A 23,075-nucleotide genomic window follows, 5' to 3' on the forward strand; every position below is an offset into this window, starting at 1 on the left:
CGCGGCAACTCCAGATACTCCCGGACATAGGCTGTGATCTCAGCGATCGTGTAACCAGCACTAATACTCATGTTGTGAACCTCCTCCTCGGAAGTGACTCACACCCAGATTGGCATACAACGGATCTGACGGTGTCGGCCTCATCTCCGTCGAGTGGGCGCCCTTTTCCGTCGAGTGGGCGCCGTTTTCCGTCGAGTGGGCGCCCTTTCGCGTCGAGTGGGCGCCGATTCTCGTCGAGTGGGCGCCGTTTCTCGTCGAGTGGGTGTGCTTTTTCGTCGAGTGTGCGTCCGGGTTGCCTCTTTGGGCACGCCTGCCGATCTCACGGCCATGCGACTGCGCACACTCGACGCGAAGGGGCGCCCACTCGACGCTCGTCGGTCCGGCAGCGCTCATCCGCCGACGAAGAAACCCGTCAGCGCCGCGGCCGGGTGTAGTGCCGAACTCAGGTTCGCCGCGCTCAGCAGTCCCCATGCCGCTGCGCCGAGCAGGCAGGCGGTGACGGCGGCGGTGCGGCGCAGCCGCGATGACCGGGATGCCGTGCTCGACCGGCGAATGAGGTATGCCCCGACGGCCAGGAGCACGACGGTCAGCAGCGCGGCGGCGACCGCCACGACGACGTGATAGCGGGCGAAGTCGTCGACGAGGACGGTCAGGGCGGGATGCGCGTCACCGGAGGCCGGATACCCGCCGAGGGCGTCACCGACCGGCCGGACCGCGCCATTGCCGCTGGGCAGGAAGGACAGCACCGATGACAGCGGGGCCAGCGTCCCCTGGATGTTGGCGACCAGCACCACCGTTGCCAGTGATGCGGTCAGCGCCGCCCCGCCGGCGCCGACGGCCGACCACCGGGATGGGCTGTGCGACCGCCACCGACGGTACAGACGAACCGACAGCATCAGCGACAGCGCGAGAAGTGCCACGGCGAGAACGGCTTTCGCCGCGTGGAAGTGCTGCCACTGGGCCACCATGTGTGCCAGCTCCGGGGTGGGCGCGGACTGGCCGGAGTGCCAGTACTCGGCGACGGCGGTGGTCGTCGACGCGGCCGCGCGGCCCGGCGCGAGATCACCACCGGCCACCATCGCGGCGGGCACGGCAAAGGCGCAGATTCCGACGACGACCGTCGCCGCGATGAGAGCCGTTGTGGGCAGCCGGTATTCACCGATACTGCGGTGCGATGAGCGATGTGCCATGGTGGGGACTCCTGTGCGTCGGGCCGCGACCTCGTCGCTCCATCGTGCCCGATCGGCGGTGGCGGTGCCGTAGCGTGTGGCCATGTCGTCGTTGGAGATCGTGGTCCGGGGTAATGCGCGCGAGGTGTACGAGCCGGAGCTGGCGCGAGTGCGCGTGGCGGTGAACATCTCCGGTGGGCAGCGGGAGGCGGTGTACCGGCAGGCCGTCGAGGTGCATGCCCGGGTGACCGCCGCGGTGGGCGAACTCGCCGAACGATCGGCGGTGCGGGAGTGGACCTCCCAGAGTGTGTGGGTGAGTTCCCACCGCCCCTACAACCGGGACGGGCAGCTGCAGGATCCGGTGTACTCGACCGACATCGGCGTGGACGCGACCTTCGTCGACTTCGACGAACTGGGCCGCTTCGTGGATCGATGGGCGGTGGAGCCCGGTGTGGATGTCGGTGGTGTGCGCTGGGCGCTCGGGGAGGACAGCCGGCGTCGGCATCAGGTGGAACTGCGGCGGCTGGCCGTCGACGATGCGGTGGCCAAGGCGCAGGCCTACGCCGACGCGGTGGGGCGGGGACCGGTGGTGGCCACCCAACTCGCCGACCACGACATGCTCTCCGGGCCGACGCCGACGCCCCGGGGGATGGTCCTGGCCGGCGCTCCGATGGACTCCGGCCCGCAACTGGATCTGAGGCCCGGCGACATCGAGATGACGGTCGCCGTGGATGCCCGATTCGTGGCCGAATGACGCCGCGACCGCTGGGCGCACCTGAGAATCTCCTCAATCTCGGTGTGCGTCGGCGCGTCTGCGCAGCGTCGACGTCGGATGACCCTAGATTGTGGAGTGGCCTCGTGTAACCAGAGTGACAGAAAGGGAGAGCCATGCCCACCTCCGTCTTATGGGTCTGCCTCGTCGCAGTGTGGCTCTTCGTGCTGGTTCCGATGGTCATCAAGGGCCGCCCGCAGATGAAGAAGTCCACCGACGCGGCCAAGGCGACTCGCCTGCTGCACCGCGGTGGCACCCGCACCCGTACCGCCCGGCGTCGGGCGTCGGGCGCACATCCGCATGACCCGTCGTGGAAGTCCGAGCGCGTGTCGAGCCGCCGGTCGGCCACCGCCGTGTTGGACGCCGACGACGATTCCGACGAGGACATCATCGATGAGACCGTCGACGATGCGACCGCCACCGACAGTGCGGCGACGGCCGACGACGTCACCGATGACGCGACCGCCGACGCCACCGAGGCAGCCGCAGAACAGGATTCCGACACCGACGAGGACGCCGAGAGTGACGTCCTCACCGGCGAGGTCGAGACCGAGGCGGCGACGGCGGCCGACACCGACGCACCCGCCGCGGTCACGGTGACACGCGTCGAGATCGACGTCGTCGAGGTGGACATCGAGGAGATCGATCTCGTTGCGGCCGACGACGAATACGACGCCGACGATGAGTACGACGACTACGACGACTACGAAGACGACGAGTACGACGACGATCTCGACGACGAGTACGCCGACGACGAGTACGAGGATGACGGCGACTACGAGGATGACGCCGAGTATGACGACGATCTCGAGGATGAGTACGCCGACGACGACGTCGACCTCGACGATCCGCACGACGACCTCGACGAGGTGGAGGTCCGGCCGGCCGCCAAGAAGACGGACCGGGCAACCGACGAGCCCGCCCCAGAGGCGAAGCCGGACAGGAAGTCTCGTCGACGCGCCGCATACTCGATCGACACGCAGGGAGATGCCCTGCGGTACAAGGAACGTCAGCGGGTCACCCTCACGCTGCTGGTGCTCGTCATCGCCGCCATCGTGAGCGGTGTGGTGTTCGGCCTGTACGGCTGGGTCGCCACCGGCGTCACCGGCGTCATGTTCCTGGCCTACATGTTCTATCTGCGTCGAACGGTGAAGGCGGAGCAGCAGATTCGGGCTCAGCGCATCGCCCGGGCCCGTCGCGCGGCCCGCGAGGACGACGAGCGTCGGCGTCGTGAGGAGCAGACACCGGAGTTCGCCGCGACCCCCGCCCCGGCACGCCTACGACGTCCCGGCGGTGCGGTGGTCCTCGAGATCGACGACGAGGACCCGGTATTCGATCATCTGCCGCCGTTCCAGCGGCGTCGGGTCATGCGAGAAGACCCGGACTTCCGGCAGGCTGCGGCGGGCTGACGTCGATCGACTCCGGGTGCTCGGCAATCCACGTGCGCCCGGCCTTCACCGCACGGCACAGGGCAAGGCGCTCACCGACATACAGTGACGGGGCGCCGATCAGCGGAACCCACGACAATGTCGAGAAGGGTCGACGCGGTTGCGGTCGATGACCCATCTCGTCGTCGACCTTGCGGAGGATCTGTCCGGTGTGCCAGAGCATCCGGATCGGTGATCGACCGTGGCGGGGAGCCGAATCGGGTCCCACCGGTGACACCGCCGACGGCAGGGCCTCATCGGGAAGGTCGCGGCCGCACAGCACCGACGCGAGAAGCCGTGTCTGCCAGGCGCGGTCGGTGACCCCGTACTCCCGGGCGATGGCGACCAGCACGATCGCCTGATTGGCGAATCCGAGCGGGGTGGCGATCGGTAGGAACTTCACCCACGCACCGAAGACGCCGGGGTAGGCGAGCGCGATGGTGTTGATCGCGCCGATGCGGCTGATCCACCAGTCGGCACGCTCGTTCATGGACAGTTGTGTCCAGCCCTGGGTGCCGGGCCAGTCGGCGACGTCCAACGCGATGGCCAGCGCGTGTTGCACCCTGGCGATCGGCCCGTGGGGATCGGGGTCTTCGGCGAAGGTGTGTTCCTTGAGGCGCAGCGGGTCGCGTTCGGCGAGCAGATCCAGGAGCGGATCGATGACGCCGATCGCCTTGTCCAGTGCTGTCGCGAGTTGTTCGTCGGTCATGGAGGCCACGTCCGCGAGCGTAGCGAACGGGTCGGCGGCAGTGCCGTGACCAGCTGTTTGTGAGGACTGTGCCGCGTGCTGCTAGAGTGTCTGAGGCTGGTCGCGAGACCGGCACGGGGCTATGGCGCAGTTGGTAGCGCGACTCGTTCGCATCGAGTAGGTCAGGGGTTCGATTCCCCTTAGCTCCACTCCAGAAAACCCAGGTCAGGACACTTTCCGGCCTGGGTTTTGTTGTCGGAGGGTGTCCCCGGTACGCAGTGGTCCCGCACCGGGTTCACTCGCGACCAGCACACCGGTATCGACAAGGATCAACGTCCGAAGTCGTCGGCCAGTACTTCGTCGACCGGCTCGGAGTCGTTCGGCTCCTCTTCGACCAGTCCCAACGAGCGGGGCCCAGGTCCCGGTCATCACCATCCGCCTCGCCACGATCGTGCTCATCCGCGGCTGTACTTGCCGTGCTCGCGCTCCTCTTCGACCAGTTCCTTGGTCCGCAGGAGCCGCAGCGATGTCACGAGCACGACTCCACCGACGATGTTGAACAGCACTGCGTACCAGAACCATTGGAGCCAATCGACGATGCCGACGTCGGCACCCGAGAAGATGCCGCCGAAGATCAGTAGCGAGTCGAGGACCGAGTGGAACAGTTGAAGACCGGCGAGCAGGAACGCGGCACCGACGCACGCCACTATCCGGGCGACGGGCGAATCGGTGCCCTGTTGCATCCGCGTCAGCAGGGTCATCGTGCTCCCGCCGAGCACCGCCAGGCAGATGGATTGCAGGTTGAGGGGCGCGTGGACGAAGTGCTCGGCCGACTCGGCCAGCGTCGCGCTCCACTCGGGAAACGCGCGGGTCACGATCCACATCATGATCGCGCCGCCGACCAGATTGGCCGCCAGGGTGCCGATCCACAGCTTGCCGAGGTCACGCAGCCTGCCGTCCCGCGACACGACTGCCGCGATCGGCATCAGGAAGTCTTCGGTGAACAATTCGCTGTGTGCGAGGTAGATGGCGATGAGTCCGATGGCGAACGCCACGCCGGCGAGAAGGTGATTTCCGGTCTCGTGGAGCACGGCCAGCATGGCCATGATGCCGACCGACACCTCGATCCCGCCGAACAAGCCGGTGACGAGGACTGCGCGTGCGGTGCGATGCAGGCGTTCGGCACCCTCGGTGACCACCGCTTCAAAGCTGCGCTCGAGTTCATCCTCGACCGGTCCGTCGTTGGGGCCGATCTGTCGGCGCTGTGCATCGTCACTCATGGTTGCCTACCTGTCGGCACCCGAGACTGCAGTGTCGTCGCTGCCGGTTGTCTTGTCGTCGCCGGCAATTCCTGTCGGGCGTCACAGGTCGATCGTAGAAGGCGCCGGGGGCGGATCGCCGGAAGTAGGCCGTCGTTGAGGCCTTCATTCCGTCAACTGCGTCCGCGCACCACGCGTGGAACGTGATCATCACGTCGGCGAGTAGAACCGCCCCCGGTCGCCCTCGACGAGATTCTCGAGGATCGAAACCGACGGTGACGACCCTCGTGGTCGACTCATTGGTCGTGATCGCGCTGCCTTGTGCGCCAGGCGTTCGATGTCGCGTCGAATTGTGCTGAGCGGCAAGGGCGTGTCGCCGATCCGTCAGAGCAAGGGGTTGACGACACGAACTCCGCGGAGAGTGCTTCCATGCGTGAGGTCTTCGGTCCAGAGTTCGTCGCAGCATGCGCGGGCTGCTGCCTCGAGAATCATTGCATCGAAAATGGACAGTTCGTGTCGCGCCGCCGTATGAGCGGCCAGGCGGACAAGTTCTGCGTCGGCGGCGATCACGTCGAGAGGTAGTGCGTCGAGGACGCGAGCGGCGTCGGCACGGCTGCGCCCGAGCTTGCGTGTCAGAACCGAATGCAACTCGATCAGGACTTGGGTGCTGATCACCGCGTCCCCGGCACGCGCGACGAAGACCTCCCGCGCACGGGATTGCTTTTCTGGGAGGCCGTCGTCGAACTGATAAGCGAGGAGATTGGTGTCGAGGAAGACGGTCACTGATCGGCCTCGGTTGTGTGGTCGTACAGTTCCTCGCGTATCCAGCCTCTGCCGCCCGTGCTGCCACTGAGCTCGCGTGACAGTTCGACGAAGTCGTCGGCCGCGCGTTGGCGCCGCAAGCGCGCTTCGTCCTCGCCCGCGTACTCGGTCAGGCGTTGCGCGAGAAACTGATTTACTGACTCCCCACGTTCGATGGCGCGAATGCGTGCTCGCTTGAGCGTGTCATCGTCGACGGTGATGGTGAGGTTTGCCACGTGATCAGTGTAGCGCTGAATCCGTGCTACGCGAGGTGATCGGTGGCCACGTCCCCCGCACTCATGACCCGCCGACTCCCGCCGCGCCACCGATTCCCCCGGCGCCGCCGGCCCCGTCTGATCCCGGGGTCGCGGTGCCGCCCGATGCCGAACCGCCGTTGCCGCCATGGCCACCCGTCCAACCGACGAGTCCCGACTCGGCACCGTTGCCGCCGTTGCCTCCGGTCGTGACGCCACCGGTCGACGCCGCCGAGCCGCCATCGCCGCCGCTGCCGCCCGTGCCGGTGCCGATGAACCCGCCATATCCGCCGTCACCGCCGTTGCCGCCGGTGGCCGTGGTTCCGCCGGACGCGTTGCCACCGTCGCCGCCGTTCCCGCCGTCACCGCTGAGCATCCCGCCGCCGATGCCGCCATCGCCACCGTCGCCGCCGGTGACTGTTGCTGTGCCACTGGCGTTTCCGCCATTTCCGCCCTGCACACCCGCGTTGCCCTGGCTGACGGTGTGGCCGCCCTCGCCGCCGTTTCCGCCTGTCGCAGAACCATTCTGGGTGGTGGCATCACCACCGTCGCCGCCGCTGTTGGAGGTCCCGGCGAAGACGTTTCCACCCGCGCCGCCATTGCCGCCGGTGGCATCACCGGTTCCGGTGACGGTGGCGGCACCACCGGCGCCGCCCGGCCCGGCGGTGTTCCACTTGCCGTTCCCGCCGAAGCCGCCGCTGCCGCCGATCGCGTTGCCGTTCACCGTCGTCGCGTCACCTCCCGCACCACCGCCCAGAGTGCTGCCCGCCGGGTTGAGGTCCGAGACACGCGGTCCGCTGTCGCCGCCGTTGCCGGCGACGGCATCTCCGGTGACCGCGGAGGCGTCGCCGCCGTCACCACCGGCACCCGGATTGCCGCCGAACAATCCGCTGGTTCCGCCGCGACCGCCGTTGCCGCCGATGGCATCGCCGGTCCCGGTGTTGAGGTCCGAACCGCCGTTGCCGCCGTTCCCGCCGCTGCCGCTGAACAGGCCACCGTCACCGCCGACGCCACCCGCGAGCGCCGCGGAGATCAACAGCCCGGATTGCGGGTCGTAGACTGCGTCGACACCGTCGCCGCCCGCCCCGCCGTCACCGGTCATCCAGGCGCTGCCGCCGGCCCCGCCGTAGGCGCCGTCGCCGCCGTTGCCGCCGAGGATTCCGCCGTCCTCGCCGATGCACATGCTGGTGCAACTCGGGTCGAGGACCAGGGCGTCGCGGCCGTTGCCGTAGAGCCAACCGCCGTCGCCGAACATCGGCCGGGCGTCCGCGGTGGTGGCGGCGCCGGTCGTGCTGTCGGCGGCCGCCGCATACGTGACCGGTTGCGCGTCGTCAGCGCTGGGGGAGTCGAACTCGGAATCACGGGACAGCGTGTACCGCGTACCCGATCCGGTGGCGATCGGCCGCAGTGTGTAGTCCGCGGGCGCCGCCGACACCACGGCACCGGCGGGCGCGTAGACCACCGAACGTTCGGTGCCGGTGTTGCCGAACAGCCATCCGGCGTCGGCGTCGCGATGGGTCCCGACCCGGATGCGTACCTCACCGTTCGGCCCGGTGCAGGTGCCGGTGCAGCCGAGATCGATGGACAACGAGCGTTGACCGTTGCGGTAGACCCATGTGCCCTCGCCGGCGAGCGGAACCGTCGACGACGTCGCGGACCCCGGCGACTCGTCGGCCGCCGCGGCGAGGACCAGGGAGCCGCCGCCGGACGCCGCGGTGGGCTCGGCGATCGGGGCGAGGTCGATCGTCCATGCCGCGAGGATGCCGTTCAGACACACCGATGCGACGATCACCGCGACTCGTCGAGGCGACCGCCGGGAAGTCGGCACGGTCATGGACACGGGTGCTCCGTTCCTCGGTGGCGTGTGTCACGACGGTCCGGGATCGACGTCGGACGAAACTCAGTGAACTCGACCCCCAGTGAACTCGGTGGACGTCCGGTGTGTGTCCGGTTGTGCAATATCGCTGAGATGTGACCGGACAGACGGGCAGCCGAGGCGTGCACGTTTGCCCGGCCCCTTAACTGACTGCATCATGTACACGGGGGTAAAGAGCTACGTGAGATTCACGAGTAGGCCGAGGATTGCAGGACCACGGGCGAGGATTGTTGTGCAGGGGACCGCTCGGAACGACGATGCGCTCGTCGATGACCGACTTGTCATCACGGTGTTGGTCGGTGCACTGCTCTTTCTCGCCGTCGGGCTGAGCCAACTGTCGGTCGATCACACCCGCGGCGCCGTCCCCGCGTCGCTGTTTGCGCTGGCCACCGCGGGTGTTCTCGGTGTGGTCACGCTGGTTCTGTGGCGGTGGCCGAACATCATCACCCCGCGCAACGCGGTCTGGGCGGTGGCGTTGACCTCTCTCGTGGTGGGTGCGAACCCCGTGGTGTACATCTTCTGCACGGGAATCGCCTATCCGTCGGTGGGGACGCTGCTGGTGATCGTGGGTATCGGTGCCCTCGTGCCCTATCCGCGTGTCGCCGCCGCGCTGATCCTGATACTCAACGTGATCGCCGTGCTGTGCGCGATCCGATATCCGCAGACGGCGACGGTCGGCACGGTCGCCATGCAGTTGCTCAAGGCCGACCTGCTCGCGGTGATCATCGCCGTCACCTGGCGACGCACCGAACGCCGCCTGCGTGATGCCAACGAGACCATCCGGCAGATGGCCGTGACCGACGACATGACCGATCTGCTCAACCGTCGCGGATTCATCGAACGCGGGGGCCGATATCTGAACGACGCCGAACACCGCGGCCCGGCACCTGCTGCTCGCCTTTGTCGACATCGACGGACTGAAACAGATCAACGACTCGCAGGGGCATGCGGCCGGTGACGTGACGATCACCGCGGTCGGTGAAGCGCTGCACTGGGTGCTCGACAACGGGGACGTGGCCGCACGTATCGGCGGCGACGAGTTCGCGGTACTGATGGCCGCCGACGATGCCGCCACCGTCCGCGCCCTGCAAACCCGACTCGAGCAGCGACTGCGGGTGATCGGCCGCCCGGTGACGGTCGGGTGGGTGCATCACGAGCCGGGGTATTCCGGAACCCTCGAATCGCTCATCGTCGAATCGGACCTGACGATGCTGTCCCTGAAACGGTCCAATCCGGGGTTCTGATCCGCACCGTCGGGATCCGGCACCGACGAGATCCGCCGGTCGGCTCGTTCGCCCACAACTCGACCAAGCACTTGTTAGGTTGGCGGTATGAGGTCGAGGGGCATCGTCGTCGCCGTTTCCGTCATCGTCGCCGCCGTGGTGTGTGCGCTCGGACCGGGTGGGGGTATCGCGCGGGCGGCGCTTCCGGTGTCCTACAACTTTCTCGGCGGCATCCCGTCGGAGCTCGCCCATCCCGGCGGATCGCTGCCCGGGTCCAACGACTTCACCTGCACGCCATCCGCGCAGCATCCCAATCCCGTTGTGCTGGTGCATGGTACGGGTGGGGCGCAACAGACCAACTGGGGAACGTATGTGCCGCTGTTGAAGAACGAGGGCTACTGCGTCTTCGCGTTGACCTACGGCACCATCGACGGGCTGCCGTTCCCGTTCACCGCGATCGGCGGCATGGCTCCGATGCAGGACGGCGCAGCAGAGTTGGGACGATTCATCTCTCGGGTGCTGGACGCGACCGGGGCGCAGAAGGTGGACATCGTCGGCCACTCACAGGGCACGCTGATCCCGGACTACTACGCGAAATACCTTGGTGGACAAGACGAGATCGACAAGTACGTCTCGCTCGCGCCGCTGTGGAACGGGACCACGCTGGCCGGAACCGATCTGATCCTGCCGGTCGCCCGGCAACTGGGTGTGCCGGCCGACGGATTCCCGATCTGCAACGCCTGCGGGCAGTTCGACGCGGCGTCGCCGTTCATGACGAAGTTGCGCGAGGGCGGGATCTACCTGCCGAACATCGCCTACACCAACATCTCCACCCGCTACGACGAACTGGTGGTGCCCTACACCTCGGGACAGCTACCCGGCGGCGCCAACGTACACAACATCGTCGTGCAGGACGGATGCCCGGTCGACTACACCGAGCACGCCGGTCTGGCCGGATCGCGGCGCGGCGCGTATTTCGTTCTCAACGCCCTGGATCCGGCGCATCCTCGTCCGGTTCCCTGTGACCGGGCCGCGCCGATCACCGGAAGTGCGTTCTGACGCAGCCGGTCTGCGTTCACGCCACCCCGATCGCCCGTAACCCGGCGGCGGTGGCGGCGGCGAGCACGACGACCACGACGATCGGTGCCTTGCACAGTGCGGCAAGCACTCCCACGGCCACACCGGTCGGTCGGGCCCAGCCGGCGACGTCGTGGCCGCTGTAGATCGCCCCGGTGAGAGCGACGGCCACCAGCAGCACCACCGCCGCACGATCGAGCAGTGCGGCCGCGGCGGGGGAGACCCGCACCCGACTCCGCAACGCGGGTCCGGCGATGCGCAGCAGGTAGGTGCCCACGGCGAGGACCGCCACGCCGACGGTCAGGGCCACCGAGTGGCTCATCGCGGCACCTCCATCGGGGCTTCCTGGTCGAGATCATCTGCAGCCGAGAGGTTTTCCGGATCGTCGTGAATCCGGTAGCGCACCGTGGCGACGACGCCGACCAGGGCGATGAGGACGGGGACGCCGGCCGGCACGAACGGCGTGGCGGCCAGTGCGGCCGCACCCCCGATGGCGGCGGCGCCGACGACCGCGCGATCACGTAACGCGGGAATCGCCAACGCCGCCAACAACGCCGGGAACGCGGCGTCGAGTCCGAGGGATTCGGGTCGGGCAACCGCGTCGCCGATCACCGACCCGAGTGCCGCGCCGGCCGGCCAGCACACCAAAATGCCTGTGCCGCACAGGAAGAAGACGGCCTGCCCGCGTCGTCGATCGGACTCCGCGGTGGCCAGGGCGGCGGTCTCGTCGTTGATGAGATGCGCGCCGAGCAGCATCGGCACGCCCCGATCGAGGTGCCGACCCACCGCCAGGCCGTATCCGAGGTTGCGGGTGTTGACGAGCAACCCGGCCGCCGCGCCGAGAAGTGGTGCGCCCCCGGCGGCCAGGACGGCCACGAACACGAACTCCGACGACCCGGCGAGCACGACGGTCGCGATGATCGTCAGCTGCCACCAGGTCAGGCCGGCGCCGTGACCGGACACCCCGTAGGACATCCCGATCACCATCACCGACAGGCACATCACCGCGACGGCACGCACGGTGGGCGCGTCGAGGGCACGCCACGGACGCCACCGGTCGGCATTCGTTCTGTCTGATGAACGCATGGCCGCTATGATGAACCTTATGGTCAATGTTCGTCAAGAGGGACGATCGTTCGATGAACCGGACCCCAAGAAGCTCGTTGCCGCGGGCATCAAGCGTGAACGGGCCCGCGCCGGGCTGTCGCTGGGGGAACTCGCGCGGCTGGCCGGGGTCGGCAAGTCGACGTTGTCGCAGCTCGAGTCGGGTGAGGGTAATCCGAGCGTGGAGACGATGTGGGCGCTCAGTACCGCGCTGGGTATCCAGTTCTCGGCGCTGCTCGACGCGCCGGAACGTCGGGTCGAGGTGATCCGCGCGGGTCAGGGCCCGGTGATCGCCGCCGCCGACGCCGATTACCTCACCACCCTGCTGTCGGCGGCGCCGCCCGGCTCGCGCCGCGACCTGTACCTGATCCGGGCCGAACCGGGTGCCCCGCGCCGATCCGAACCGCACGCACGGGGCGTCGTCGAACACGTGGTGCTCAGCGCGGGGCGCGCGCTCGTCGGCCCGCAGGACGAGCCGGTCGAGATCGGTCCCGGCGACTACATCTGCTACCCCGGCGACGTCGCGCACATCTTCGACGCACGCGAACCGGGCACGGTCGCGGTCATGATCAGCGAGGCGATGTAGGGCGTCAGCAGGTGTGGCAGCGTGCCGCGGCGAGTCTGCGGTTGAGGCCGAAGGCCAGCCACGGGCGCGAACCCCAGCAGACCGCGCGTCCACCCAGCACCGCCGGCATCGCCGAGAACCGGCCGTGGGCGGCCAGGACCACCGACACCGGATCGACGCTGATGATCACGTCGGGCCGACGCGGCTCGGCCGGATCGATGTCGAGGTAGCCGTCGGTGAATTCGTAGACGATGCGCTCGTGGGTGCCACGGATGCGGACCTGGTAGGTGGCCGTGTGGCCGCCGCACAGATGATCGTCGGCCCACGGGCGCAACAGTTGATGACCGCCGCGGGTGACCAGGGGGGCGATCGACGGGTCGATCGTCCAGCGCGCCCCGAGGACTCGCGCGATGTCCCGGCCACGCACGGCGATCTCGCCGATCAGAATGCCGAGCGCGGTGTCGGAGCGGACGAGCCGACGCCCATCCATCAGCATCATCGGCACCCGGGCGCCGAAGTGTCCGACGGTGTCGAGGAGTTCATCGAGATCGGAGAGGAACTGCTCGGCGAGCGTCCCGGTGTCCCGGGTCGTCAGGTTCGCGATCTGTTTGGCATAGATGTCGGCGAGTTCCCGCGGGTGGCGTGGCCATTCGTCGTCGCCGTGGGCGAGATCGAGGTACCTGCCCGGTTCGCACGCGATGTGCCCGACGCAGTCGGCCAACGACCAGTTGCGATGCGATTCCACACGCACATCCGGGGAATCGACGTCACGCACCATCTCGGCGAACTGGCTGCCGAGACCGCGTGCCGCATCGATGTAGTCGAAGCGAGAAATCGTCTCGCTCATCAGGCGCATCCCCTCATCGCGCCTGAACGTTACTCGTGCCCGGCCCAAATCGCACCGGTGGAAACCAGACCTGAGTCTGAATTGTGATCGGGGTGATGCCGGGGGCAGGGGAGGCGACCCGGCGGGCCGATCAGCGTCGTCCGACGCGCAGCAACGAGCGCCGCGACGAGGCCCGGACCGGCAGACGACCGGATTCCAGATCGTCGACGAGGGAGGCCACCGTCTCGCCGGAATCGGTCTTGTTGGTGCCGATGAATCCGGACGGTCCGCGTTTGATCCAGCCGGTCACATACATCCCCGGAACCGGACCCGACTCGTCGCGAACCCGCCCGGCGTCGTGCGGGATGACGCCGCGGTCGGCGTCGAACGGCAGGCCGGGGACCGGACGGCCGCGATAGCCGATCGAGGTGAGGACCAGACCCGCCTCCAGGAGTTCCTGGGAGCCGTCCGGCCGGTCGACGACGACCCCACGTGCCCGACCGTCGATCACCGTGATCTCACGCGGTGCACGGCCGAAGGCGAACCGGATGTGCGGTCCGGACGGTACCGGCCGGGCGGCGATCTCGGCGAGCACCTCGAGTTTGGTCCGTGCCGTCGGATCGGTCGTCGACCCCGGCGACGGCAGATCCTGCGCGTCGACGGTGACCGGGATGCCGCCGTCCACGAGACCGACCAGCTCGGGCAACGTGAACGCCGCATGTTCGGCGCCGCGGCGGCCGAGGACGGTGACCCGCCGGACCCCGGACGCGCGCAGCGCGGAGAGCGCGGTCGCCGAGATCGAGGTGCCGGCCAGATCGTCGGGGTCACGCACCAGGATGCGCGCCACGTCGAGGGCGACGTTGCCGGTGCCGATCACGACGACCTCGCGATCCGACAGGTCGACGTCGAGGTCGGCGAAATCCGGGTGATCGTTGTACCAGCCGACGAACGAGGTGGCACTGGTGACGCCGTCGGCGTCCGCGCCGTCGATCGGCAGGGGTTTGTCGGTCGGCGCACCGCCGGCCCAGATCACCGCGGTGTGGCGTCGGCGCAGTTCATCGAGGGTGACGTCGCGCCCCACCTCGGTGTTGAGCTGGATCTCCAGGCGCGGGTTGCGGGCGATGTCGTCGAACAGCCGCATCACCGAGCGGGTGGACTGATGGTCGGGGGCGACCCCGAACCGGGACAGTCCGAACGGGCGGTCGAGGCGTTCGTACATGGTGACGCTCACCTGCGGATAGCGCAGCAGATCGTCGGCGGCGTACATCGCCGACGGCCCGGAGCCGACGATGCCGACCGACACCGCGCCGTCGACGTCGAGGGCGTCGGGATGGGCGATGGGGGCCAGCGGCAGCCGACGACCCGGATCGACCGGAAAGCGGGCCTCGGTGAGCCCGATGTCGGGTCCGGCGGCCCCCGAACGGGTCATGCCGTACATGCTCGCGTTGATGTCGATGAACCGTTCCTGCCCCTCGGTGAGGCGGTGTCCGGCGCTGATCGCGCCGACCGGGCACGCGGTCACGCAGGCGCCGCAGTCGACGCAGGTGTTCGGATCGATGTAGAGCATCTCGGCGATGCCGAAATCGGGCTCGTCCGGGGTGGGATGGATGCAGTTCACCGGGCAGGCGTAGACGCAGGACGCGTCCCCGCAGCAGGCCTGTGTGACGACGTGAGGCATGAGGGAGGTGTGTTTCTTCGCAGTCGGTGGATCGTCGGCAGTAGGGGCGGCGGTCGCGCCTCAGGGAGCGGTGTAGATCGGCTCGCTGCGGAACCGCGACGACCGGCCGGAGATGCCCAACGCACGCCACAGCACCCGCGAGACCGGATTCATCAGCCCGCACTGATCGCCGAGCATCCGGACGTCACCGAAGACATTGCGCCGGACTCGCTTGGATTCCTTTGAACGCCAGAAGATGTCGCGCATCACCGAATCGGGGATGTCGAATTCGCGGCGGAAGGAACGCGGCGGCACCATGATCGCCCCGAGCAGGATGCGCATCGTCAGCGGCAGCATCAGCGACAGGATGAACCGCTGGACCGGCCCCTTCTGCGGCACGGTCTCCCGCAGGTGATGGTGCGCGAAGGAGATGTGGCGGGCCTCCTCGGCGACGTGCAGCTGCATCACCGCCGACATCGCCGGATGCAGATCGTCGGTGGTGCGCAGGAAGTCCTTCTGCAGGTGATCGATCGGCTCCTCGCCACCGAGCACGCCGAAGAAGAAGACAGTCGGGAAGATCGTCGAGGCCAGCGGCACGAACATCGAGATGCGGCGGTAGAACTTGTTCGCGCCGGGAACGTCCATCCCGATGCGGTTGACCAGCTCCTGGAACATCAGGGTGTGGTTGCACTCCTCCTTGGATTCGTGCGTGGTGTAGCGGAACTGCTTGTCGCCGTTGTCGAGCTTGAAGCTGTATTGCATGAGTCCGCGGATCAGGATCGACTCGAACTGCAGACCCACCTTGGCGACGTTGGCCTGACGCCACATGCCGATGGCGATCTGGGTGTCCTCCGGCTGCGCCTGATACCAGGCACTGCGCCCGATGGGGTCGACGTCGTAGGACAGGATCCAGCGTCGGTCGTGGGGGACGACCGCCATCTCGGGTGCGTCCCAGTCGATGTCGAGGTACGGATCGAAGTTACGGTGCACCGACGCGGCCGACAGATCCTCGAGGACCTGCTGGTAGTCGCCGTCGGTGGTGGCCTTGTCGTGCTCGGGCACGTAGCGCAGTACGTCGGTCATGGCTGATGCTCCTGTTTTCGATGGCGGCGCAGGTGGGTGACGGCCGCAGCGATTCGACAACAAACGTTGTCACGACGGTAGGCGGAAGCCGACCTGTGTGTCAACAGTCAATGGCACAGTCGCAGGTGTGGAAGGTGTCCTCATGTTCTCGGGTTCGGACGACACCGCACCCGGTGGCCGCGGCGCGACCATCCGAGAGAACATGTGACCCATGGACAAGATCCTGATCGTCGTCGGCGCCATCCTGCTCATCGTCGCCGTCATCGAGATCAGCCCCCGGGTGCGGGTCCCGTCCGCGCTGGCGCTGGTGGTGATCGGCGCGGTCATCGGCATCCTGCCGATCGTTCCCGAGGTGCATCTGGACCCCGAATGGATTCTCGTGGGCGTGCTGCCGCCGCTGCTGTACTCGGCGGCGGTACAGATGCCCGCGATGGAGTTCCGCCGTGACTTCGGCGCGATCAGCGCGTTGTCGGTGGTGCTGGTCCTGATCAGCTCGGTTCTGCTCGGCCTCTTCTTCTGGGCCGTGGTGCCCGAGATCGGCATCGCCACCGGCATCGCGCTGGGCACCATCGTCAGCCCCACCGACGCGGTGGCCACCTCGATCGCCAAGAAACTCGGGGTGCCCTCGCGGGTCACCGCGGTGCTCGAGGGCGAGAGCATGCTCAACGACGCGACCGCCCTGGTGCTGCTGCGGGCGGCCGTCGCGGCGATCGCGACGACGATCTCCTTCGGCGGGGTCGTCGTCAACTTCGTCTGGGCGGTCGTCGTGGCGGTGACGATCGGTGCCCTCGTGGGGGCGCTCAACCTGCGCGTCCGGGCCCGGGTCAACGATCCCGCGGTCAACACGGCCATCTCGTTCACCGTGCCGTATCTGGCCTATCTGCCCGCCGAACAGCTCGGTGCGTCCGGGCTCGTCGCCGCGGTGACCGCGGGCCTGATCACCGGCGCCGGCGCGGCCCGATTCCTGACGCCGAGCCACCGCATCTCCGACACCCAGAACTGGCGGATGGTCGAGATGCTCGCCGAGGGCGGCGTGTTCTTCCTGATGGGGCTGGAACTGTTCGCGCTGATGCGCGATGTGCAGCAGGAGCACACCGGTGTCACCCACGCGATCTGGCTCGGTCTGGCGGCTCTCGGTGTGGCGCTGGTGATCCGGGCGATCTATGTCGTGCCCACGGTGTGGTGGCTGGAACGACGACGCCGCCGCGGCGACCGAATCCGGCCGGTGCTGGAGGGTTTCACCGCGACACCGTCGCCGACCTCCCCACCGGACGGGGAGGGGGTGGTGAGCCGTCGGCTCTCGAGGTGGCGTTGGCGGGCCCGGTTCCGGCGCCACAAGGACCCCGACCTCGCCGACCTGTCCTACGTGTCCCCGGAGACCGCGGGGCGGATCAACGCCCGCGTCACCCGGGCGCTGGCCGACATCGATTACTACGACGACACCCCGGTCGGCCCCAAGGAGGGCGTCATCATGGTGTGGGCGGGCCTGCGTGGCGTCGTCACGGTGGCCGCCGCGCAGACCCTGCCCACCGACACCCCGGCCCGCTCGTTGCTGGTGCTGACGGCCTTCGTCGTCGCGGCCGCGTCACTGTTGATCCAGGGCGGCACCCTCGGCTGGCTGATCCGCACGCTCCGACTGCCCGACACCACCGCCGACGATCGGGCCGAGCGGGTCCGGCTCCGCCGTGAGATGGACGAGGCCATGCAGAAGGCGATGACCGAGTCGGAGAAGATCCGGGCGATCCCGTGGATGCGTGACCGTATCGAGCAGGCGACCCGGGAGGCCGAGAACTCCGAGGACGGACCCGGATCCGGCGTGACGAGCGGCCTCAGCCAGTCCGAACGGGTACAGATGCGGGTGGTCCGCCGCGAGATCATCGCCGCCCAACGACGCCGCCTGCTGCGCCTGCGCAGCGAGGGCAGCTACTCGTCGGAGGCGTTGTCGCGCATGCTGAGTCAGCTCGACGCCGAGGAGATCAGCCTCGACATCCAGGCGGGCTGACGCCGTCCTTCGGTGAGGCGGTCCGTCAGTACGGGAGCAGCGCCATCTCGCGCGCGTTGCGGATGGCGGTGGCCACCTGCCGTTGGTGTTGTGGGGTCAGGCCGGTGACCCGTCGCGACCGGATGCGCCCGCGATCGGAGATGAAGTGGCGCAGGGTTGCGACGTCCTTGTAGTCCACCGTGACCGGGCCGCCGTCGGCGGCCTTGAGCGCCCGCAGCCGGTTGCGTGGGCGGGCGGGTGTGGCGAGTTCGCGCGAACGACGTCGTGCTGGTTTGGGCATGATCTTCCTCGGTGTCAGATGTGGGGATGGGGGTCCGGTGATGTCACCAGCTCGACTTGTGGATGCCGGGCAGTTCACCGCGGTGGGCCAACTCGCGGAATCGCACACGCGAGAGGCCGGCCTTGCCGATGTAGCCGCGGGGCCGTCCATCGACGCTGTCGCGGTTGCGGATTCGGATGGCGCTCGCGTCCCGGGGGAGTGCCTGCAGCCGCCGCATCGCCTCGGCCCGCTCCTCCGGGCTCGACGACGCGTCGGCGATCGTCTGCTTGTATGCGGCACGCCGTTCGGCGTAGCGCGCGACGGTGGCCTTGCGCCGCTCGTTGGCGATGATCTTCGATTTCTTGGCCATCAGCGGTCCTCCTTGAAGTCGACGTGGCGTCGGGCGATCGGGTCGTACTTGCGCAGCACCATCCGGTCGGGGTCGTTGCGCCGGTTCTTGCGGGTGACGTAGGTGTAGCCGGTTCCGGCCGTCGATCTGAGTTTGATGATCGGCCGGATCTCGTTGCGCGCCATCAGATCTTCTCCCCACGCGCCCGGATCTCGGCGACCACGGCCTCAATGCCGCGGCGGTCGATGGTCTTGATGCCCTTGGCGCTCACCGTGAGGGTGATGTAGCGGTCCTCGGCGCGCAGGTAATAGCGCCGGCGCTGGATGTTGGGGTTGAACCGGCGCGAGGTGCGCCGGTGTGAGTGCGACACCTTCTTGCCGAATCCCGGAGTGCGTCCGGTCACCTGACAATGGGCAGACATGCCCACCTCCTTGCTGTTTGCGATCCATGCGAACCGTCTTATTGGTAACGATTGGCATTAACGTCGACGAGCAGGCTACCGTGGGGCATCGTCAAATGGAAATTGTTACCAACAAGGAGTCATGGTGGAGTTCGAGTCGACGGCGACATCCGGTGACCTGATGCCGCCCCGCACGCCGGTCGTCCTGGTGACGGGGCTGGATCCCGAGGCGGTCGCCCGGACCGCCGACGCGCTCGTGGTGGCCGGCACCACCCTCGTCCATCACGACCTCGACGCGGTCGGGTCGGGACGAGTGGTCCGCACCGTGCGGGCCGTCGACCTCGACGGCAACGAGATCACCCAGGTCACCGAGGTCAACCTGGCGCACGGATGCGTCTCGTGCACCCTGCGACTGGACCTGCTGCCGCTGTTGCGCCGGCTGCACCGGCGAAGCTCCGTGGAAAACATTGTCATCCAACTGGATTCGGCACTCGAACCCGAGGCCGTCGCGTGGGCGATCGACGAGGTCGTCGTCACCGACATGCCCGGATTCATCGACGCACCGGCCGGCAGCGACGTCGTGATCGACGCGACCATCGCCTGCGTCTCGGAGTTGGACTGGCTCGAGGCCGCGACCGGGGACGAGACCCTCGGCGGCGACGCTGATGACGGCGGCAGCGGTGAGGATGAGGACCGCACCCTCGCCCAGGTGGCCGTCGCCCAGGTCGGATTCGCCGATGCGCTGGTGGTCGCCGCGGCGGACCCGTCGATGCGTGACCAGTGGACATCGGCACGGACGATGGCGGTCCTGCGACGACTGGCGCCCCGGGCGCCCATGGTGATGGAACTGCCGCAGCGCCCCATCCGCCCGCTCATCGCGGTGCAGTTGTTGCGGGCCATCCCCGAGGGCGCACGCCGCGGTCGCATCGACGGTCCGCACGACCCGCTGCTTCGTGATCAGCCGCCGCTGGAGGAGGAGTGCGGGGTCCGCGTCGTCGAGTTCACCGCCGAACGGCCCTTCCATCCGCAGCGACTCCACGCCGCCCTCGACGTGCTGCTCGACGGTGTCGTCTGCACCCGGGGACGGATGTGGTTGGCCAACCGGCCCGACGACGCCTTCTGGGTCGAATCCGCCGGCGAAGGCCTGCGGGTGGCGATCGGCGGTCCGTGGCTGGCGGCGATGTCGGTGCAAGAGCGCGAGTTCGAGGACCCCGAACGCCGGGCGATGGCCGCCCTGCGATGGGACCCCGAACACGGGGACCGCCACAGCGCGCTGGTGATTCTCGCGCACCGCGCCGACCCGGACATCATCACCGGCACCCTGTCGGAGGCCGTGCTCACCGACGCCGAGATGGCCGACGGGCAGACCCTGTGGATGGCCTATCCCGATCCCTTCGGCGTGGCCCACTCCGATCCCTGCGACGACCTCGAGCAAACCGATCGGCGAGCGCCCACCGCCGACAGCATCACCGATACCGATACCGACCGAAAGGATCAGCAATGAAACCAGGCATCCACCCCGACTACCATCCCGTCGTGTTCCGGGACGCCTCGACCGGAAAGCAGTTCCTCACCCGCTCCACCATCGAATCGGACATCTCGGTCGAGTGGAGTGACGGCAACACCTACCCATTGGTCGTCGTCGACGTGACCAGCGATTCCCATCCGTTCTGGACCGGGGCCGCCCGTCTCGTCGACACCGCCGGACGTGTCGAGCGGTTCCGGCGTCGGTACGCCGACATTCCCCGACACGCGCCCCGCGGTGGTTCCCCGACGCCCACGCAGAAGCCGACAGACCGGCCCGAATAGGCCTTCACCAGCAAGGACTTGGTGTAGTACGTTCGGCTGGTTGGCGGTCGGCCGAGTGCGCGGACGGGTTAGAGTTACACCTGTCCCGCACTCGACCTCACTGGAGGGAACATGCGTCCGCGCGTCCCGAGCCACCGCCATCTGGTGCGACTCGCCGTACTGGTCGCGGTCATGGTCGGCGCTCTGCTCGCGCTCGGCGGCCCGGCGCTCGCCGAGACGACGGCCCCACCGGCGCCGCCCGTCGTCGACACCGGTGAACCCGGCCAGGTGGACACCGAGGTGCCCCCGGACCCGGGTGGTGGCAGTGAGGTGACCACCCAGCCGGAGGTGACCACGCCGGAGGTGACCACCACCGAGGAGCCACCGCCGGTCACGACCACACCGCCGCCGGTGTCCACGACGACGGTGACCCCGCGGACCGTCCCGACCACGGCGGCGCCCACCTACACGCAGCCGATCCCCGAAGCCACCAGCAGCACCACGCCGCGGACCTCCGCCCCGACCTCGGCGACGCTCAGCAAGAACGTCGTCCCGGTGGCGCAATCGACGCCGACCTCGTCGAATATCGCCTACATCGTCGTCGCGGTCATCGGAATCGGCGGCGCCGCAGGCATTCTCGGCTATCTGCTGATCACCAAGATGCGGAGCCGGCGATGACCACCCGGGGCCCGGTGCCTCAACCCGGTCAGCCCCAACCCCGTCAGCCCCGCCCCGGCCATCCGGGGGCGCCGCAGTACCCACCGCCGCAACGTCCCGGGCACCCGGGTCCACCCGGACCCGGACCCCGACCGGGGCAGTATCCGCCCGGTCCGCCGCGCCGCCCGGGACCACCCCCGGCAGGCCCGCCCGGACCCGGTCCGGGGCCCTCGTCGGTCCCGGCGCCCGAACCCGGCGACTTCGCGACCGCCCACATCGGACGTCCCCGGGGGACCGGCGATCTCACCCCCGAGTTGGTCGACACCGACGTGTGGACCGACGCCATGGTCGAGCAGGCCGGAATCCCGTTGATCGATGTCCCGTTCGTGACCGTCGGATCGGGCATCGGCTCCTTCGTGACCGTCGACTACCTGCGCATCTGCGGTGTGCCGCTGGACCGCATCGCGGTGCTCGGCCCCCAGGACGTGCCGTGGCACTCCTACGAGTATCTGACCCGCGTCTCACAGATCCCGCGTGGTGAACGACTGCGCTCCGACTCGGCGTCGACACCCGACAACATCTGGGGTTTCCCGTCGTACGCCACCCGCGAGGCGTGGGCCACCAAATCGATCAAGCCACTGTGGAACGTGGCGGTGGAACCGATCTTCGCGAACTACTACACGCCCAAGGCCGGGCATGCGTTCGAGTCGATGGAGAAGGAGTGCAACCGGATCGGCTACCTGCAATGCCTGCGGCAGGGGCAGGTGCGGATGATCCGACGCCGCGCCGGCGGCGGATATTTCACGATCCTCACACCGCCGCAGGGTACTTCGCCGACCAAGCGGGTCGCGTTCCGCAGTCAGTGGGTGCACGTGGCCATCGGCTACCCGGGCATCAAGCTGCTGCCCGATCTGCAGGCCTTCCGGGAGACCTACCGGGACGCCAGCAAGGTGGTCAATGCCTATGAGCCACATGAGCACATCTATCAGGCGCTACGGCGACGACCCGGCATCGTGATGATCCGCGGCGCGGGCATCGTCGCCTCCCGGGTGCTGCAACGACTCGTCGACGACCGCGATGCCTACGGCCTGCAGACCCAGGTGGTGCACCTGTTCCGCACCTACGTCGACAAGGCGCACGGACCGCATATCTTCATGCGCCGCAAGGGGAAAGACGGCTGGGCCTATCAGGGGTTCAACTACCCGAAGTCGGTGTGGGGTGGTCAGCTCAAGGCCCGGATGCGCAAACTCGAGGGCCACGACCGCGCCGAGGCCTACAAGCAGATGGGCGGCACCAACACCCCGGTCCGCAACGACTGGCAGGAACAACTCAAACGCGGCCGCAAGGAGGGCTGGTATCGGGTGGCGGTCGGCAAGGCGCAATCCCTCGTCCCGGCACCCGGTGGCCAGGGCGTGGTGGCGACGGTGAAGGTCGACCCGCACGCATCGATCAAACAGGAGGCCGGCCCGGACGGGACGTTCGAGCTCTACGCCGACTACGTCATCGACTGCACCGGGCTGGAAGCCGATGTGCGCGAACATCGTCTGCTCGCCGACCTGCTCGATCACACCGGTGCCGGCATCAACCCGGTGGGCCGGATGGACGTGGAACGCAACTTCGAGCTGATCGGTACCCGCAACGGCAACGGCAGGATCTACGCCTCGGGATCGGCCACCCTCGGTGGCTATTTCCCCGGCGTCGACACCTTCCTCGGGTTGCAGATCGCGGCGCTGGAGATCGTCGACGACCTGGCCGACCAAGGGTTCTGCAAGAAACTCTCACCATGGCGGTCGACCCGACAATGGTGGCGATGGGCGCGTGGGAAGGGAGTCGACTGAC

General features: G+C 68.2%; 26 protein-coding genes and 1 tRNA gene. 12 read left to right on the forward strand and 15 right to left on the reverse strand.

The window, feature by feature from the left end:
- Nucleotides 1–389: 389 nt before the first annotated feature.
- On the reverse strand, nucleotides 390–1,274 hold the full coding sequence (locus ABLE94_RS18755; RefSeq protein ID WP_348809490.1) for a hypothetical protein: 885 nt from the start codon (nucleotides 1,272–1,274) through the stop codon (nucleotides 390–392).
- Here ABLE94_RS18755 and ABLE94_RS18760 point away from each other — a divergent pair.
- Together ABLE94_RS18760 and ABLE94_RS18765 are read left to right on the forward strand one after the other, a co-directional pair.
- On the forward strand, nucleotides 1,273–1,923 hold the full coding sequence (locus tag ABLE94_RS18760; protein WP_348809491.1) for an SIMPL domain-containing protein: 651 nt from the start codon (nucleotides 1,273–1,275) through the stop codon (nucleotides 1,921–1,923). The two genes, ABLE94_RS18755 and ABLE94_RS18760, sit on opposite strands and share 2 nt — an antisense overlap.
- A gap of 134 nt (nucleotides 1,924–2,057) precedes the next feature.
- Nucleotides 2,058–3,350 (forward strand): SepX/GlpR family protein, encoded by a 1,293-nt coding sequence (locus ABLE94_RS18765; RefSeq protein ID WP_348802990.1) that lies wholly within the window; start codon nucleotides 2,058–2,060, stop codon nucleotides 3,348–3,350.
- Here the strand turns inward: ABLE94_RS18765 and ABLE94_RS18770 are convergent.
- Nucleotides 3,307–4,086 carry a hypothetical protein gene (locus ABLE94_RS18770; RefSeq protein WP_348809492.1) on the reverse strand — a complete coding sequence of 260 codons (780 nt, stop codon included), beginning with the start codon at nucleotides 4,084–4,086 and terminating at the stop codon, nucleotides 3,307–3,309. The two genes, ABLE94_RS18765 and ABLE94_RS18770, sit on opposite strands and share 44 nt — an antisense overlap.
- A gap of 106 nt (nucleotides 4,087–4,192) precedes the next feature.
- Between ABLE94_RS18770 and ABLE94_RS18775 the strand changes: the two genes are divergently transcribed.
- Nucleotides 4,193–4,265, forward strand: a tRNA-Ala gene (locus ABLE94_RS18775).
- A 246-nt stretch (nucleotides 4,266–4,511) separates the two neighbouring features.
- Here the strand turns inward: ABLE94_RS18775 and ABLE94_RS18780 are convergent.
- The 4 genes from ABLE94_RS18780 to ABLE94_RS18795 all read right to left on the reverse strand — a co-directional run bounded on the left by ABLE94_RS18780 (nucleotide 4,512) and on the right by ABLE94_RS18795 (nucleotide 8,204).
- Nucleotides 4,512–5,336 carry a formate/nitrite transporter family protein gene (locus ABLE94_RS18780; RefSeq protein ID WP_348802988.1) on the reverse strand — a complete coding sequence of 275 codons (825 nt, stop codon included), beginning with the start codon at nucleotides 5,334–5,336 and terminating at the stop codon, nucleotides 4,512–4,514.
- 363 nt (nucleotides 5,337–5,699) lie between these two features.
- Complete coding sequence (locus ABLE94_RS18785; protein WP_348809493.1) at nucleotides 5,700–6,098, reverse strand: PIN domain-containing protein; 399 nt, start codon at nucleotides 6,096–6,098, stop codon at nucleotides 5,700–5,702.
- Entirely contained in the window at nucleotides 6,095–6,352 is a 258-nt protein-coding gene (locus tag ABLE94_RS18790; RefSeq protein WP_348802986.1) for a hypothetical protein, read from the reverse strand. Before ABLE94_RS18790 ends, ABLE94_RS18785 begins: the two co-directional genes overlap by 4 nt.
- Before the next feature lie 61 nt (nucleotides 6,353–6,413).
- The gene (locus ABLE94_RS18795; protein WP_348809494.1) at nucleotides 6,414–8,204 is read right to left on the reverse strand and encodes a hypothetical protein; all 1,791 of its coding nucleotides are present in this window, start codon (nucleotides 8,202–8,204) and stop codon (nucleotides 6,414–6,416) included.
- A gap of 274 nt (nucleotides 8,205–8,478) precedes the next feature.
- Between ABLE94_RS18795 and ABLE94_RS18800 the strand changes: the two genes are divergently transcribed.
- From ABLE94_RS18800 to ABLE94_RS18810, 3 genes are all read left to right on the forward strand, one after another.
- Nucleotides 8,479–9,204, forward strand: coding sequence for a GGDEF domain-containing protein (locus ABLE94_RS18800; protein WP_348809495.1), 726 nt, complete (start codon nucleotides 8,479–8,481; stop codon nucleotides 9,202–9,204).
- On the forward strand, nucleotides 9,173–9,490 hold the full coding sequence (locus ABLE94_RS18805; protein ID WP_348809558.1) for a diguanylate cyclase domain-containing protein: 318 nt from the start codon (nucleotides 9,173–9,175) through the stop codon (nucleotides 9,488–9,490). The genes ABLE94_RS18800 and ABLE94_RS18805 overlap by 32 nt, the downstream gene beginning before the upstream one ends.
- 87 nt (nucleotides 9,491–9,577) lie before the next feature.
- Nucleotides 9,578–10,528, forward strand: coding sequence for an esterase/lipase family protein (locus tag ABLE94_RS18810; protein ID WP_348809496.1), 951 nt, complete (start codon nucleotides 9,578–9,580; stop codon nucleotides 10,526–10,528).
- 16 nt (nucleotides 10,529–10,544) lie between these two features.
- Here the strand turns inward: ABLE94_RS18810 and ABLE94_RS18815 are convergent, their stop codons facing one another.
- Both ABLE94_RS18815 and ABLE94_RS18820 read right to left on the reverse strand, forming a co-directional pair.
- A complete protein-coding gene (locus tag ABLE94_RS18815) occupies nucleotides 10,545–10,868 on the reverse strand; it encodes an AzlD domain-containing protein (RefSeq protein WP_348809497.1) in 324 nt (107 codons plus the stop codon).
- Entirely contained in the window at nucleotides 10,865–11,632 is a 768-nt protein-coding gene (locus ABLE94_RS18820; RefSeq protein ID WP_348809498.1) for an AzlC family ABC transporter permease, read from the reverse strand. The genes ABLE94_RS18815 and ABLE94_RS18820 overlap by 4 nt, the downstream gene beginning before the upstream one ends.
- Nucleotides 11,633–11,651: 19 nt before the next feature.
- Between ABLE94_RS18820 and ABLE94_RS18825 the strand changes: the two genes are divergently transcribed.
- The gene (locus tag ABLE94_RS18825) at nucleotides 11,652–12,236 is read left to right on the forward strand and encodes a helix-turn-helix domain-containing protein (protein ID WP_348809499.1); all 585 of its coding nucleotides are present in this window, start codon (nucleotides 11,652–11,654) and stop codon (nucleotides 12,234–12,236) included.
- 4 nt (nucleotides 12,237–12,240) lie between these two features.
- Here ABLE94_RS18825 and ABLE94_RS18830 read toward each other — a convergent pair whose 3' ends face one another.
- From ABLE94_RS18830 to ABLE94_RS18840, 3 genes are all read right to left on the reverse strand, one after another.
- The gene (locus ABLE94_RS18830) at nucleotides 12,241–13,062 is read right to left on the reverse strand and encodes a maleylpyruvate isomerase N-terminal domain-containing protein (RefSeq protein ID WP_348809500.1); all 822 of its coding nucleotides are present in this window, start codon (nucleotides 13,060–13,062) and stop codon (nucleotides 12,241–12,243) included.
- Between the two features lie 130 nt (nucleotides 13,063–13,192).
- Nucleotides 13,193–14,719: a 4Fe-4S binding protein gene (locus tag ABLE94_RS18835; protein WP_348809501.1), complete on the reverse strand. Its 1,527-nt coding sequence runs from the start codon at nucleotides 14,717–14,719 to the stop codon at nucleotides 13,193–13,195.
- Nucleotides 14,720–14,779: 60 nt separating this feature from the next.
- Entirely contained in the window at nucleotides 14,780–15,781 is a 1,002-nt protein-coding gene (locus ABLE94_RS18840; RefSeq protein WP_348809502.1) for an AurF N-oxygenase family protein, read from the reverse strand.
- Between the two features lie 211 nt (nucleotides 15,782–15,992).
- On the opposite strand from ABLE94_RS18840, the gene ABLE94_RS18845 reads away from it, so the two are divergent.
- A complete protein-coding gene (locus ABLE94_RS18845; RefSeq protein WP_348809503.1) occupies nucleotides 15,993–17,783 on the forward strand; it encodes a cation:proton antiporter in 1,791 nt (596 codons plus the stop codon).
- Nucleotides 17,784–17,808: 25 nt separating this feature from the next.
- Here the strand turns inward: ABLE94_RS18845 and rpsR are convergent, their stop codons facing one another.
- The 4 genes from rpsR to rpmB are packed head-to-tail and all read right to left on the reverse strand — an operon-like array spanning nucleotide 17,809 to nucleotide 18,812.
- Nucleotides 17,809–18,063 (reverse strand): 30S ribosomal protein S18, encoded by a 255-nt coding sequence (gene rpsR, locus ABLE94_RS18850; RefSeq protein WP_348809504.1) that lies wholly within the window; start codon nucleotides 18,061–18,063, stop codon nucleotides 17,809–17,811.
- 43 nt (nucleotides 18,064–18,106) lie between these two features.
- Nucleotides 18,107–18,412 (reverse strand): 30S ribosomal protein S14, encoded by a 306-nt coding sequence (rpsN, locus tag ABLE94_RS18855; protein ID WP_348809505.1) that lies wholly within the window; start codon nucleotides 18,410–18,412, stop codon nucleotides 18,107–18,109.
- A complete protein-coding gene (gene rpmG / locus ABLE94_RS18860) occupies nucleotides 18,412–18,576 on the reverse strand; it encodes a 50S ribosomal protein L33 (RefSeq protein WP_348802973.1) in 165 nt (54 codons plus the stop codon). Before rpmG ends, rpsN begins: the two co-directional genes overlap by 1 nt.
- The gene (rpmB, locus tag ABLE94_RS18865) at nucleotides 18,576–18,812 is read right to left on the reverse strand and encodes a 50S ribosomal protein L28 (RefSeq protein WP_348802972.1); all 237 of its coding nucleotides are present in this window, start codon (nucleotides 18,810–18,812) and stop codon (nucleotides 18,576–18,578) included. Before rpmB ends, rpmG begins: the two co-directional genes overlap by 1 nt.
- Before the next feature lie 121 nt (nucleotides 18,813–18,933).
- Here rpmB and mrf point away from each other — a divergent pair, with 121 nt between their 5' ends.
- The 4 genes from mrf to ABLE94_RS18885 all read left to right on the forward strand — a co-directional run bounded on the left by mrf (nucleotide 18,934) and on the right by ABLE94_RS18885 (nucleotide 23,074).
- Nucleotides 18,934–20,295 (forward strand): ribosome hibernation factor-recruiting GTPase MRF, encoded by a 1,362-nt coding sequence (gene mrf, locus ABLE94_RS18870; RefSeq protein ID WP_348809506.1) that lies wholly within the window; start codon nucleotides 18,934–18,936, stop codon nucleotides 20,293–20,295.
- Nucleotides 20,292–20,600, forward strand: coding sequence for a type B 50S ribosomal protein L31 (locus ABLE94_RS18875; RefSeq protein WP_348809507.1), 309 nt, complete (start codon nucleotides 20,292–20,294; stop codon nucleotides 20,598–20,600). Before mrf ends, ABLE94_RS18875 begins: the two co-directional genes overlap by 4 nt.
- A 111-nt stretch (nucleotides 20,601–20,711) precedes the next feature.
- On the forward strand, nucleotides 20,712–21,257 hold the full coding sequence (locus tag ABLE94_RS18880; protein ID WP_348809508.1) for a hypothetical protein: 546 nt from the start codon (nucleotides 20,712–20,714) through the stop codon (nucleotides 21,255–21,257).
- Nucleotides 21,254–23,074, forward strand: a complete 1,821-nt coding sequence (locus ABLE94_RS18885) for an FAD/NAD(P)-binding protein (protein WP_425476244.1) — start codon at nucleotides 21,254–21,256, stop codon at nucleotides 23,072–23,074. The genes ABLE94_RS18880 and ABLE94_RS18885 overlap by 4 nt, the downstream gene beginning before the upstream one ends.
- Nucleotide 23,075: the final 1 nt, after the last annotated feature.

The sequence above is a fragment of the Gordonia sp. VNK1 genome (assembly GCF_040049135.1).
Lineage (GTDB): Bacteria > Actinomycetota > Actinomycetes > Mycobacteriales > Mycobacteriaceae > Gordonia > Gordonia oleivorans.

Bases quoted from the DNA above. Each gene is read 5' to 3' on its own strand.
- ABLE94_RS18760 (WP_348809491.1), top strand. From the start codon at position 1,273: ATGTCGTCGTTGGAGATCGTGGTCCGGGGTAATGCGCGCGAGGTGTAC.
- ABLE94_RS18755 (WP_348809490.1), bottom strand. From the start codon at position 1,274: ATGGCCACACGCTACGGCACCGCCACCGCCGATCGGGCACGATGGAGC.
- ABLE94_RS18765 (WP_348802990.1), top strand. From the start codon at position 2,058: ATGCCCACCTCCGTCTTATGGGTCTGCCTCGTCGCAGTGTGGCTCTTC.
- ABLE94_RS18780 (WP_348802988.1), bottom strand. From the start codon at position 5,336: ATGAGTGACGATGCACAGCGCCGACAGATCGGCCCCAACGACGGACCG.
- ABLE94_RS18795 (WP_348809494.1), bottom strand. From the start codon at position 8,204: ATGACCGTGCCGACTTCCCGGCGGTCGCCTCGACGAGTCGCGGTGATC.
- ABLE94_RS18810 (WP_348809496.1), top strand. From the start codon at position 9,578: ATGAGGTCGAGGGGCATCGTCGTCGCCGTTTCCGTCATCGTCGCCGCC.
- ABLE94_RS18815 (WP_348809497.1), bottom strand. From the start codon at position 10,868: ATGAGCCACTCGGTGGCCCTGACCGTCGGCGTGGCGGTCCTCGCCGTG.
- ABLE94_RS18820 (WP_348809498.1), bottom strand. From the start codon at position 11,632: ATGCGTTCATCAGACAGAACGAATGCCGACCGGTGGCGTCCGTGGCGT.
- ABLE94_RS18825 (WP_348809499.1), top strand. From the start codon at position 11,652: ATGGTCAATGTTCGTCAAGAGGGACGATCGTTCGATGAACCGGACCCC.
- ABLE94_RS18830 (WP_348809500.1), bottom strand. From the start codon at position 13,062: ATGAGCGAGACGATTTCTCGCTTCGACTACATCGATGCGGCACGCGGT.
- ABLE94_RS18835 (WP_348809501.1), bottom strand. From the start codon at position 14,719: ATGCCTCACGTCGTCACACAGGCCTGCTGCGGGGACGCGTCCTGCGTC.
- ABLE94_RS18840 (WP_348809502.1), bottom strand. From the start codon at position 15,781: ATGACCGACGTACTGCGCTACGTGCCCGAGCACGACAAGGCCACCACC.
- ABLE94_RS18845 (WP_348809503.1), top strand. From the start codon at position 15,993: ATGGACAAGATCCTGATCGTCGTCGGCGCCATCCTGCTCATCGTCGCC.
- rpsR (WP_348809504.1), bottom strand. From the start codon at position 18,063: ATGCCCAAACCAGCACGACGTCGTTCGCGCGAACTCGCCACACCCGCC.
- rpsN (WP_348809505.1), bottom strand. From the start codon at position 18,412: ATGGCCAAGAAATCGAAGATCATCGCCAACGAGCGGCGCAAGGCCACC.
- rpmG (WP_348802973.1), bottom strand. From the start codon at position 18,576: ATGGCGCGCAACGAGATCCGGCCGATCATCAAACTCAGATCGACGGCC.
- rpmB (WP_348802972.1), bottom strand. From the start codon at position 18,812: ATGTCTGCCCATTGTCAGGTGACCGGACGCACTCCGGGATTCGGCAAG.
- mrf (WP_348809506.1), top strand. From the start codon at position 18,934: ATGGTGGAGTTCGAGTCGACGGCGACATCCGGTGACCTGATGCCGCCC.
- ABLE94_RS18875 (WP_348809507.1), top strand. From the start codon at position 20,292: ATGAAACCAGGCATCCACCCCGACTACCATCCCGTCGTGTTCCGGGAC.
- ABLE94_RS18880 (WP_348809508.1), top strand. From the start codon at position 20,712: ATGCGTCCGCGCGTCCCGAGCCACCGCCATCTGGTGCGACTCGCCGTA.
- ABLE94_RS18885 (WP_425476244.1), top strand. From the start codon at position 21,254: ATGACCACCCGGGGCCCGGTGCCTCAACCCGGTCAGCCCCAACCCCGT.